Genomic DNA, 11,882 nt, shown 5'->3' with positions numbered 1-11,882 from the left:
TTATTCTCTCATTTCTTTCTTCTTGATATCTGCTAAAATTTGTTTTGCGTGTATTCGTGAATTTTCAATGAACCATAAATGAGTATTTAAACCTCCGCAGACCACTCCTGCAAGATACAACCCATCAATATTTGTTTCCATACTATCAGGATCATGTTCAGGAAGACAGGGTGATTCGGAGGGAATATGAATACCGATTTTTTTAAGAAAGTTGAAATTTGGCTGATATCCTGTCAGGGCCAAAACAAAATCATTTTCTAGTATGATATCGCCTGTTGGGGTATGGACGTGCGCGTGCGAATCTGTGATCTCTTTTAATTTGCTATTATATAGTACACGTATTTCGCCGGAGGCGATTCTGTTTTCAATATCTGGTTTGACCCAATATTTTACTCTTGGACTAATTTCTTTCCCGCGAATCACGAGCGTAACGTCTGCGCCTTTTCTATAAGTCTCAAGTGCGGCATCAATTGATGAATTGCTTGCTCCAACTACAATTACTTTTTGATTGGCATAATAGTGCGGATCCTGATAATAATGTTTTACTTTTTCTAATTCCTCACCTGGAATATTAAGTAGCGTTGGGATGTCGTAAAACCCTGTAGCAATGATGACATTTTTCGAACTGTAGGTATTTTTTATCGTATTGATTTTGAAAAGATGGTGATCTTTTGTTATTTCAGTTACTTCTTCGAATAGTCGGGTATTGAGCTTAAATTTCTGCTGGATGCGGCGATAATATTCTAATGCTTCTGCTCTTTTTGGTTTAGGTAATGTGGTTACAAATGGGATGTCGCCAATTTCTAAGCGGTCGGAAGAGGAAAAGAAAGTCATATTTTGCGGATAATTATATAACGAGTTCACCAAACATCCTTTCTCCAGGATCAGGTATGTCTTGTCATTTAAAGATGCTTCTAAAGCACAGGCCAGTCCAATTGGTCCTCCGCCTACAATGATGATATCGTAATAATTATCGTGCATAGTTGCTTGTTGTATGAAAATTAATGCATTTTATTGTTTAACATGGGGTCGATCTCAGCGCTTGTTTTTTCTTTTAATTGCTGTACCAATTTAGCTATGTCTGCAACAATTTTAGTAATAAATTGAAGTTGTTCGGTCATTAAAGTACTGTTTTCATCGGCCGTTTCATCAACTGATATTTGATTTTCTGGTATTTGAAAATCTACAGGTATAAATTGATTTTCTTCATTGGGGTTGGCCAATGCTTTGATAGCCGTTTCTAAGGAACTTAATATTTTACGGATCAATTTAATATGTTCTTTTGTTATTGTGTGGTTGACTCTTGAGGATGTAACCTGATTATGTAGGGTTACTGCAAATGAGGCTAAAACATGGTTAAAAATAACAAACTTGTTTACATCTTTTGTGTATTTCTGTTTATTTTTTGGTTCCGTCAACATGCGTTGAAAGGTTGATCCCATATTGGCTGTTTCAACGTAAAGTTTTTTCCTTACCAGTTTGTATTCTGTAATAGTGGGCTCATTTCCTGCGATTTCTTTTAAAGTTAGTGCTATATAGTGATAGCTTGCGATAAGTAGTTTTTGCATGGAGAATTTGACCTGCGTCGCTTCCCAATTTGGGAAAATGACATAACTGGACAAAAATGCTATCATGCCACCTATGAAAGTATCTAAAATACGCTCTTTTGTTACCTCCATGGTATTTGTACTTACAAAACTTAGCATAATGAGTACATAGGGCGTCATAAAAATAACAGCAACGATATAATTGACCCGAAAAAGACTGTATGCACTTAGGAAGAAAAAAATAAGCAAAACAAAGCGAATCGTTTCATCGTGAACTACGAATAAAATAAGAGCGCCAATAAGACCGCCGATTACGGTTCCCATGAGACGCTGTATATTTCTTGATTTTGTTAAGCCAAAACCAGGTTTTAAAATCACCATAATTGTCAACAGTATCCAAAAGATATTTTCAGTTATATGAAATGATTTGGCTACAAAATAAGAAACAGACATGACAATAGCCATGCGTAATGCGTGTCTAAAATAAGTGGATTCTAGGGTTAAATTTTCTCTTATTTTTTTAAAATCAATGATCGAAGGTTCTATAAATTTTTTTGCTTCGTCAATTTCCATTTTATTAACTTCTGTAGATTTTAAATGGGAATAGCTGTAGATATCATTGATATGTCTGATGATATCTCGGACATTGATTAAAATCTTCCTTAAGGCAATCGTACTGTATTGAAGCTCTTTTTCAACAGTATCAATTTTTTTATGTAATAAATTGATCTCTTGATCAAAGTTATACATAGGTTTCGGCATTCTGTTGGCATTGAGTTGATATGCAATGTGATCGAGCTCATTCGTCAGTTTTAAAATGATATGTTTGAATTCGTTCAAAATACCGGTATGACCAAATTTTTCACTGACGGTGTTATAGTCATAATGTGTTGCCATACTTTGTTCAAAAAGGTCAATGATATCATTGAAGACAAAGGTTAGATAGCGGCCCGTTTTCGTGGTATCTTTTATGGATCGCTTACTTTGAAAAAGTAAGTTTCTTACATTTTCTTGATGATCATTTACTTCTACTTGTTTTTCGATAAGTTTAAGGTAATTCTTATCATTATCTACATTGATATCATAAAAATTAGCCTTTAATCTGAGGTAATCGGCAACATGACGAATGGATTCTGCGAGTTCCTGCTGTGTTAATCTGTATGGACGAATCTGCGTGATGGATAGGCTGATGATGATATACCAGAGGCATCCGATACTATAGTAAAATAGATATGATAGGGCACTAAATAGGGTAAATGGCGTATCGACATGTATCAACATCATTAGCATACACATTAATCCTACATTCGCAGCTCGGGCATTGAAAACTGCAAACATTGCGAAGATAAAACATAATGCCGCAATGAGTATGGTCAATAAATAGATATTAGCGTTTACGGAAACAGTAAGTATAAAGGTAATGATGGTTAATATACCTGCAAAATACATTCCGGTACGGCGATGGGAAGGGGCACCGGGCGTGTCTGATAATCCGACCAATAAGGCTCCTAATGACACATATGTACCATTTATGAATTGACCCATGGCGGCAAAAATAATGACAGGAACTATGCATCCAATGGTTATCCTAATACCATCTGCGAAATATTGGCTATAAAAAAAACTCTTTATCTCTTGTGTCTGCTTCATAATATCGAATACAAACAAATATACAAGATTGAATAGGAAAAGCTATGCTTTTTATTGTAAAAGCATAGCCTGTTAATATTTAAATATAAGAATCTAAATTCCAGTTATTTTGGTTTCTATATTTCCTTTGGTTGCCTTAGAATAAGGGCATACACGATGTGCTTTTTCGGCAAGCTTTTGAGATTCTGATGCACTTAATGTGGGAATGTGCAAATCAATTTCAGCTGAGATAAAAAATGCATTGTTTTCTTCATTAAATGAAGCTCTTACGGTTACGGTAGCATCTTTCATGTCGACATGATCTTTTTCTCCTACTGCAGCTACGGCACCTAAAAAGCATGAACTCCATGCTGCCGCAAATAATTGCTCAGGGTTGGTGGCATTACCTTCACCTCCCATTGCTGTTGGTTTTTTAACGATTAAATCAATTATTCCATCTGAAGATTTCACTTCGCCATTACGTCCGCCTGTTGCCGTAACTTCTGCTGTATATAGTTTTCCCATTTCGCTATTTGTTGAATGATGTAAAATAATATAACAAATGGCAAAAGGTTTTTGTTCTTAATAATATTGTAATATTACAATGTTATTATTATCTATTTTTCATTTAAATGATTATTTGAATATTAATTTTATATATTTGAATGTTTGATCTTATTCAAACATTCTCCATTAACGACAATTTGTTTTTTCTATAATATGAAATTGAGTACAAAAGAAGCCGTTTTTCAAAACGAAGTTTTGACGCGATTTGAACTTTTTAAAAGTCTATTTTTAACACTGCCCTTCCAGCAAGTGAAGGATACTGGTACCTTGTTACCTTTTTTTGCCCAACATTGTGAGAAGGGTGTTGAGAAACATCAAACTCCAGAGGAAATTATCAATTCTTTCTTTGTGCAGCATGAGCTTTATTCGGATGAACAAACTCAGGTCGATCTATTATTTCGATTTGTGCAATATATAGAAAGACAGGTGGTTCTTTTTGATGCTATTGAAGATTCTTCATTTAAAGCGATCGGCAAGACTGATCAATCTTCACAGCTTGGGTCTTTAATTAAATCTTCTGAAATAAATCCGGAATTAAAGCGTAAGATAGTTGGTAAATTGAAAGATTTTTCGGTTCGTCTTGTGTTAACGGCTCATCCAACTCAGTTTTATCCTGGGACTGTTCTATCGATTATCAATGATTTAATTGGAGCGATTAAGGAGAATGATATTCACAATATTCATTTATTATTGCAACAGTTAGGTAAAACACCATTTATTAATAACAATAAGCCAACTCCAGTTGATGAAGCTATTAGTTTAGCTTGGTTTTTGGAAAATGTTTTTTACAAGGTTGCTTCTGAAATCCAGACATATATTGATGATGAGCTAGGTATAGAGACGGAAGAGGTTAGGCAATTGATTGAACTGGGTTTCTGGCCGGGGGGAGATCGTGACGGTAACCCTAATGTAAGTGCTGAAAGTACTAAAAAGGTAGCGACACTTTTAAGAACAATCTTATTTCGCTGTTATTATAGGGATTTTAGAGTTGTAAAACGTCGCATTACATTTAGAGGGGTTGAAAAATATATGGATAATCTGCAGGAACTGTTTTATGAAAATAGTTTTAACCCTGTTGAGAATCCTGTTGATGAAACAGCACAGATTGTTGAAAATCTAAAAGCTATTCAAGTTGTGCTTAAAGAGGACCATAATAATCTTTTTGTTGAGATTGTTGACGATTTGTTACGCAAAGTAATGACCTTCGGTTGTTTCTTTACCACGCTTGATATTCGTCAGGACAGTAGTATTCTGACTCAAACTTTTGAATATATCATTAAGAAATATCCAGAAGAAACTGGTATTTCAGCTGATTTCTCATCGTTATCTGAAGTAGATAAACAGACTGCTATTGATTTTAAAGAGTTAGATCTAGCGTTTGATGAAGAGGCTACCGCATTGGAAGTTGATACTTTACAAGTTATTCGTTTACTGAAAGATATTCAAAAATCAGGATCTGAGCGTGCTGCACAGCGATTTATCATCAGTAATTGTCAGCAAGCGAGCGATATTTTGGGATTACGACAGTTATTTCTCTGGTCTGGCTGGAAGAAAGATACTTTAACTATTGATTTTGTACCTCTATTTGAAACTGTTGATGATTTGACGCGTGCTGCTGATGTGATGAAATCACTTTATACGAATAAGGAGTATGCAAAGCATCTTAAATTGAGAGGGAATAAGCAAACAATTATGCTTGGTTATTCTGACAGTACTAAAGATGGTGGTTATTTGATGGCTAACTGGTCTATTTATAGTGCTAAAATTGAATTAACCGCTATTGCTCGAGAATATGATGTGGATCTCGTATTTTTTGATGGTCGTGGTGGTCCGCCTGCGAGAGGTGGGGGTAAAACGCAACGTTTCTATGCATCAATGGGTGAAGAAATTGCTAATGATCATATTCAGTTAACTATTCAGGGACAAACTATAAGTAGTCAATACGGTTCTTTAGATACAGCACGATTTAATATCGAACAATTACTTCATGCTGGGATTATTTCAGATCTTAAACAAAGGTCGGGTGATACTTTAACGCCGCATCAGAAAGGTATTGTGGATAAATTGGCAGATCTCAGCTATAATAAGTTTATGGATTTACGTAAGAATCCTTTATTCTTAAGCTATTTAGAAAATTTATCACCTTTAAAAGCGCTTTCCTCTATCAATATCAGTAGTCGTCCAGTTAAAAGAAATTCGGATAAGGAGCTGAAGCTTAAAGACCTTCGTGCTATCAGTTTCGTAACTGCCTGGAGTCAATTGAAACAAAATATACCAGGTTTTTATGGTGTCGGTACAGCATTGAAATGGGCGGAACAAAATAATCTTTGGAAAGATGTTCAACAGTTATATTTATCTTCTGGTTTTTTTCAGACTTTAATTGATAACTGTATGATGTCCATGACCAAATCGAACTTTGACATTACTTCTTATATGCAATATGATGAGAAATATGGTGAGTTTTGGAAGATGTTGCATGCCGAGTTTTTAATTACCAAAGAGTATTTATTAAAATTGAGCAATACATCGAAATTAATGGAAAATTACCCTATTGATCGTGAATCTATATTGGCACGTGAGAATATTGTGTTGCCATTATTAATTATTCAACACTATGCTATCAAGGTAATCAATGAGGGTAAATTGGATGAAAAGAAGCGAGAAGCTTATGCTAAATTAATTGCCAGAACAATTTATGGGGTTGTTAATGCCGGTAGAAATGTGGCATAAAGTTCAACTCTTTTTTAATTAGAGTTTTGAACCCCGTTTATTTTATTATTTTTGTGCTGTTAATATAATTGATATGAAATTTAATAAGTTATTTGTAGCGGTAGCAGTTTGTGGAAGTTCTTTATTAGCTTCTTGTAACTACCAAACAGGTTTGGATAACCAATATAAAAATTCGCGTGCTTCTTTGGCTGATGGTGATGCTTATGCCATGTTTAAGTTTGTGGGTGAGCAAGGGAACTATTTGATGAATTTGGCGAAATTTGCTGAGTCAAAATCTACTTCTGCAGAGACGAAAGCTTTATCTGCAAAAATTCAAGAGTCGTATAGTACTATTCTTCCGCAGTTGGATTCATTAGCATTGAGCCTTCATGTTAATGATGCGATGAGAGGTGTTCCTGCTTTTCAAGCTCCGGTTGCTTTAGGTGCGGACAGTACTGCAGCATTTAATGATAAAGCTTATACTCATCTTGTTGCTGAGATTCAAGCTGAAGTAAATAAAAAATTGACGAAAGAGTCTCACAATACAAATGCTGCTGTTAATCACTTTTCACATGAGAGCTTAGAAAAACTTCAAGAGGTTTATAAACTTGCTGGTGGTAAAGTAGATGAGCATGCACATCACTAAATAAAATCTTATTTTAATGACTGTAAATAAAATAATTACAGGTGTTTTGTCGTATGGAATGTCCGGAAGGGTATTCCATACGCCATTTATAGCCAATAATGATCGCTTTGAATTGCGGGCAGTTGTAGAGCGATCAACTAAAAAAGCACAATTAGATTATCCTTCGATTATCAGTTATGATAGTGTTGAGGAGCTTCTCGCAGATGATGCAATTGAACTTGTCATTATCAATACACCAAACGATACCCATGTTTCTTTAGCTAAGCAAGCTTTGCTGGCAGGAAAACATGTTCTGATTGAAAAGCCTTTTGCGCCTACGGTATTAGAAGCAAAGGAATTATTTGATTTGGGACGAAAGGTTGGAAAGTTTGTATTACCTTATCATAACAGAAGATTTGATTCGGATTTTAATTCGCTAAAATCTGTTTTGGAATGTGGTAAAGTTGGTGAAACTGTTGAACTTCATTTACGATTTGATCGTTATCGTGCTGAGATTGGACAAAAGGTCTTTAAAGAAACTAAGCGTCCTGCCGCAGGAATTTTGTTTGATCTGGGATCTCACTTACTGGACCAGGTGATCTCTTTATTTGGCAAGCCATTAACTGCTGTCAAAAGAACATCTATACATCGTAAAGATTCTGAGGTTGATGATTTTGCTACACTTCTATTGACTTTTGATCATGGTCTTACCGTATTTATCACGGTCAGTATGTTGGTCTTAGAATCACAGTACAGCTTTCTGCTCCATGGTACACAAGGAACCTTTGTTAAGGATCGTACGGACGTGCAAGAGAATCAACTGATTGATGGTATTAGTCCTATTGATGAGCATTATGGAGAAGAGAATGAACATGCCGAAGGATTGCTTACTTACTTAGAGCAAGGTAATATGGTCTCAGAACGATTAAAAGCTTTAAAAGGTAATTATATGCTGTTGTTTGATGCTGTTTACGATCAAATAAGAAACGATAAGGCTTATTTTGTTACGGAAGAACAGATTTATTGGCAATTGGAAATTTTGGAATAACCGACTTAGTGTTAAATTATTATCTTGTTCATAATTATTTAACACTAATTTCACTTCGTCTTCATTTATTATTTATATTTTCGAAACAATTAAAGAAGGCTTATTGTGAAGGAGTATTTTATCCATTCTCAGTAAGAAATCAATTTCATTTTTATTTACTTTAAATGTATTAATGTGAGGTATGCTGCGATAGATATCGGCTCCAATGCGGTTAGACTTTTAATTGCTGATATTGTTCAAGAAAAAGAAGGTTTTTCTTTTAAAAAGAATACCCTACTAAGGGTGCCGTTGCGTCTTGGTGATGACGCTTTCATCCATCAAAAATTATCGCCTAAAAAAGCGGATAATTTAGTAAAGACTATGCGTGCATTTCGTGAATTGATGGATGTGTATAATGTTGAAGATTATATGGCATGTGCTACATCGGCGATGCGTGATGTAACCAACGGTCCTGAGGTTGTGAAAAGGGTAAGTGAAATTGGTATTGATATCGCTATTATTGATGGAACCAAAGAAGCTGAGATAATTTACAATAGCCATCTGGAAGCTAAGATGGATATGGATAAAGTTTATTTGTATATCGATGTTGGCGGTGGAAGTACTGAATTATCGTTGTTTGCAAATGCCAAATTGGTGAATTCCAAATCTTTTAATTTAGGAACAATCCGTATTTTGGATAACAAAGATGAACAGGAGACCTGGGATGACCTTAAGGAATGGGTAACGACTAATACAAAAATGTATAAGCAGGTGTACGGTATAGGAACGGGTGGTAATATCAATAAGCTTTCTCGCTTGGCAAATGAAAAAGGTGATAAGCCTATTTCTTATGCAAAATTGAAGGCTCTTTATCATTATCTAACTTCATATTCTTTAAAAGAACGCATTACTTTATTGGGATTAAATGATGATCGTGCCGACGTCATTATTCCAGCGACAGAAATTTTCATGACTATCATGAAGTATGGACACTTGAAGCAGATTATGGTACCTCGCGTAGGATTAGTTGATGGGGTTATCCATACTTTGATAAAAAAGAATTTGCTAAAATAAGAGGTGAAAATAAAAATGAATATACAGGTAAAAAATACTTGTAGAATTTAAAAAAACGTTTAAATTTGCGATACCATTTTGAAATTAGGCCCAGGTGGCGAAATTGGTAGACGCACCATCTTGAGGGGGTGGCGCCTGTATGGGTGTGGCAGTTCGAATCTGCTTCTGGGTACATCATATTGATGATAAAAAAAGGTCTGGATATTTTTCCAGACCTTTTTTTATATTCGATTAGCTCGTACCGTTATTTCGGCGATATCTAATACTTCTATTTCCGTTTCTTTGTCTTTAATTTTTACTCCATCTTTAAGCATAGTCATGCAGAATGGACAGGCGGCGGCAACAATCGTAGCTTGGCTGTCGATTATTTCCTCTATGCGTTCTATATTGACGTCTTTTGTGCCTTTCTCAGGTTCTTTAAACATTTGCCCGCCACCAGCTCCACAGCATAGTCCATTGCTTTTACATCTTTTTAATTCGATTAATTGTGCATCTAGACTTTCCAGTACTTTTCTGGGCGCTTCGTAAACTTCATTGGCGCGACCTAAGTAGCAGGGATCATGGTAAGTGATCTTTTTACCTTGAAAAATATGACCGTCTGCAGGTTTCAGTTTTCCTTCATCAATTAGACTTTGAATCAATTGCGTGTGATGAATCAGTTCGTAGTTCCCCCCAAGTGCAGGATACTCGTTTTTAAGGGTGTTAAAACAATGGGGGCATGCTGTTACTATTTTTTTTACTTCATAGCCATCTAATACCTGAATATTCATCATGGCCTGCATTTGAAATAGAAATTCATTGCCAGCACGTTTTGCTGGATCACCGGTACAACTTTCTTCTGTTCCCAATATCGCGTATTTGATTCCGACATGCTGTAGAATACGGCAAATATCTCGGGTTATCTTTTGAGCCCTTTCATCAAAACTTCCGGCACAACCTACCCAAAATAGAATATCTGCTGTTTCACCTTTAGCCACTAACTCGGCCATCGTTGGGACGTGTAATTCTTTTTCCATCTTTATCGTTTTATAAAAAGCATTATTGTTGAGAAGTCCAGTTTGCCCGATCCATTTGTGAATATTTCCAAGGTGCACCGTTATTTTCTACATTTCCAAACATTGTATTAATGCTTGCAGGTGCTTGTGATTCTTCCATCACAGAGAACCTTCTCAATTCAATAATTATTTCAAGGGGATTGATATTCACTGGACATTGCTCTACACATGCGTTACAGCTTGTGCAGGCCCATAATTCTTCACGAGTTATATAAGTGTCTAATAAAGATTTTTGATCATCTACAAAGCTTCCATTTGCTTTTATATTTTTTCCGACTTCATCTAGACGATCCCGTGTGTCCATCATGATTTTTCTTGGAGATAGCAATTTGCCTGTTATATTTGCGGGACAAGAGGATGTGCATCGTCCGCATTCTGTACAGGTGTAAGCATCCAGTAAGTTTTTCCATGTTAAATCCTGAACATCTTTTGCACCAAAACGAATAGGTTGATCTGATACAGGAGGGGTGAAGGTTGGATCTAACATCGCTTTTACCTCATTGGTTACACTTTCCATATTCGTTAACTCTCCCTTGGGCTTTAAATTCGAAAAATAGGTGTTCGGGAATGCCAGCAAAATGTGCAGGTGTTTTGAATAGGGTAAATAATTAAGAAAAGCTAATACTCCTAGAATGTGGAACCACCAGCAGATACGCTCAATCAATATTAGAGCAGATGGATCGGAAGGTAGGAATGAAATTATATACTGACTGATTGGAAATGAGCCGGCAATAATATAATGTGATTCGCCATAGAGCTGTAATTTTTGATCTGCGGCATTCATTAATAAAAACGCTGTCATTAACAGAATTTCTGTAATCAGAATAAGGTTTGCATCTGTTTTTGGCCAATTCTTTAATTCTGGGCTATTGAGGCGCTTTAAGTGAAGGACATTTCTGCGAATAAAGAAAATGATACAGCCCAACAGAACACCAAAAGCTAACCATTCGAATGAGGCAATCAAGAAATTATAAAATCCTCCTAAAAATGATAAAAAACGATGGGTACCAAATATGCCGTCTACTACGATCTCAATCATCTCTATATTGATAATACAAAAACCGATATAAACGAAAAGGTGAAGTATTGCGGGAATAATCCGCTTAAACATTTTTTTTTGACCAAATGCAACCAAAAGCATGGTTTTAAAACGTTCGGCAGGTTTGTCATTTCGATTAAGCGCTCTTCCTATTTTTATATTTTTATAAATCTGCCTAGCATTTTTTGCAAACAGAATAATTGCGCTAACAAAGCATAATGTAAATATAAGTTGGTTAATCATATCTTTTTATCACTGTATACACAAATATAATATAAATAATATATTATGCATGCATAATATATTATTTAGAATTTTTAAAAATTAATGACTTTTTTGAATAAATAAGTTTGGCATTTTGGTTTAGAGGTAGGGTTGAGGTCTGTATTCAATTCTGACGACAGATATATTGTGTTATGGAATCTTTATGATGGTATTTACTATTTTCGGTTTACTATTGCTTATTAGCTACAAAAGGTAAGGTAAGGTAAGGTAAGGTAAGGTAAGGTAAGGTAAGGTAAGGTAAGGTAAGGTAAGGTAAGGTAAGGTAAGGTAAGGTAAGGTAAGGTAAGGTAAGGTAAGGTAAGGTAAGGTAAGGTAAGGTAAGGTA

At 35.4% G+C, this 11,882-nt stretch carries 9 protein-coding genes and 1 tRNA gene; 5 read left to right on the top strand and 5 right to left on the bottom strand.

Annotation, left to right across the window (positions count from 1 at the left end; genetic code table 11):
* The 3 genes from M2265_RS11095 to M2265_RS11085 all read right to left on the bottom strand — a co-directional run bounded on the left by M2265_RS11095 (window position 1) and on the right by M2265_RS11085 (window position 3,701).
* Window positions 1–981 (bottom strand): YpdA family putative bacillithiol disulfide reductase, encoded by a 981-nt coding sequence (locus tag M2265_RS11095; RefSeq protein ID WP_132772041.1) that lies wholly within the window; start codon window positions 979–981, stop codon window positions 1–3.
* A 20-nt stretch (window positions 982–1,001) separates the two neighbouring features.
* Window positions 1,002–3,197 carry an FUSC family protein gene (locus M2265_RS11090; protein ID WP_232789334.1) on the bottom strand — a complete coding sequence of 732 codons (2,196 nt, stop codon included), beginning with the start codon at window positions 3,195–3,197 and terminating at the stop codon, window positions 1,002–1,004.
* 93 nt (window positions 3,198–3,290) lie between these two features.
* The gene (locus M2265_RS11085; protein WP_132772040.1) at window positions 3,291–3,701 is read right to left on the bottom strand and encodes an organic hydroperoxide resistance protein; all 411 of its coding nucleotides are present in this window, start codon (window positions 3,699–3,701) and stop codon (window positions 3,291–3,293) included.
* 195 nt (window positions 3,702–3,896) lie between these two features.
* Here M2265_RS11085 and M2265_RS11080 point away from each other — a divergent pair, with 195 nt between their 5' ends.
* The 5 genes from M2265_RS11080 to M2265_RS11060 all read left to right on the top strand — a co-directional run bounded on the left by M2265_RS11080 (window position 3,897) and on the right by M2265_RS11060 (window position 9,350).
* Window positions 3,897–6,473, top strand: coding sequence for a phosphoenolpyruvate carboxylase (locus M2265_RS11080; protein WP_132772039.1), 2,577 nt, complete (start codon window positions 3,897–3,899; stop codon window positions 6,471–6,473).
* A 73-nt stretch (window positions 6,474–6,546) separates the two neighbouring features.
* Complete coding sequence (locus tag M2265_RS11075; protein WP_132772038.1) at window positions 6,547–7,098, top strand: hypothetical protein; 552 nt, start codon at window positions 6,547–6,549, stop codon at window positions 7,096–7,098.
* Between the two features lie 16 nt (window positions 7,099–7,114).
* Window positions 7,115–8,125, top strand: coding sequence for a Gfo/Idh/MocA family oxidoreductase (locus tag M2265_RS11070; RefSeq protein WP_132772037.1), 1,011 nt, complete (start codon window positions 7,115–7,117; stop codon window positions 8,123–8,125).
* 174 nt (window positions 8,126–8,299) lie between these two features.
* A complete protein-coding gene (locus M2265_RS11065; protein WP_132772036.1) occupies window positions 8,300–9,178 on the top strand; it encodes an exopolyphosphatase in 879 nt (292 codons plus the stop codon).
* A gap of 88 nt (window positions 9,179–9,266) precedes the next feature.
* Window positions 9,267–9,350, top strand: a tRNA-Leu gene (locus tag M2265_RS11060).
* Window positions 9,351–9,399: 49 nt separating this feature from the next.
* On the opposite strand, the gene M2265_RS11055 is transcribed toward M2265_RS11060, so the two are convergent.
* The gene (locus M2265_RS11055; protein WP_132772035.1) at window positions 9,400–10,194 is read right to left on the bottom strand and encodes a (Fe-S)-binding protein; all 795 of its coding nucleotides are present in this window, start codon (window positions 10,192–10,194) and stop codon (window positions 9,400–9,402) included.
* 22 nt (window positions 10,195–10,216) lie between these two features.
* The gene (locus M2265_RS11050; RefSeq protein WP_132772034.1) at window positions 10,217–11,515 is read right to left on the bottom strand and encodes a (Fe-S)-binding protein; all 1,299 of its coding nucleotides are present in this window, start codon (window positions 11,513–11,515) and stop codon (window positions 10,217–10,219) included.
* Between the last annotated feature and the right edge of the window lie 367 nt (window positions 11,516–11,882).

The sequence above is a fragment of the Sphingobacterium kitahiroshimense genome (assembly GCF_025961315.1).
GTDB classification, from domain to species: domain Bacteria; phylum Bacteroidota; class Bacteroidia; order Sphingobacteriales; family Sphingobacteriaceae; genus Sphingobacterium; species Sphingobacterium anhuiense.
Note: the sequence above shows the minus strand (reverse complement) of the source record. Positions and strands in the feature narration are given on the sequence as shown.

What these genes read in the sequence shown, in the direction of transcription:
- M2265_RS11085 (WP_132772040.1), bottom strand. Translation starts at nt 3,701, where the DNA reads ATGGGAAAACTATATACAGCAGAAGTTACGGCAACAGGCGGACGTAAT.
- M2265_RS11080 (WP_132772039.1), top strand. Translation starts at nt 3,897, where the DNA reads ATGAAATTGAGTACAAAAGAAGCCGTTTTTCAAAACGAAGTTTTGACG.
- M2265_RS11090 (WP_232789334.1), bottom strand. Translation starts at nt 3,197, where the DNA reads ATGAAGCAGACACAAGAGATAAAGAGTTTTTTTTATAGCCAATATTTC.
- M2265_RS11095 (WP_132772041.1), bottom strand. Translation starts at nt 981, where the DNA reads ATGCACGATAATTATTACGATATCATCATTGTAGGCGGAGGACCAATT.
- M2265_RS11050 (WP_132772034.1), bottom strand. Translation starts at nt 11,515, where the DNA reads ATGATTAACCAACTTATATTTACATTATGCTTTGTTAGCGCAATTATT.
- M2265_RS11075 (WP_132772038.1), top strand. Translation starts at nt 6,547, where the DNA reads ATGAAATTTAATAAGTTATTTGTAGCGGTAGCAGTTTGTGGAAGTTCT.
- M2265_RS11070 (WP_132772037.1), top strand. Translation starts at nt 7,115, where the DNA reads ATGACTGTAAATAAAATAATTACAGGTGTTTTGTCGTATGGAATGTCC.
- M2265_RS11055 (WP_132772035.1), bottom strand. Translation starts at nt 10,194, where the DNA reads ATGGAAAAAGAATTACACGTCCCAACGATGGCCGAGTTAGTGGCTAAA.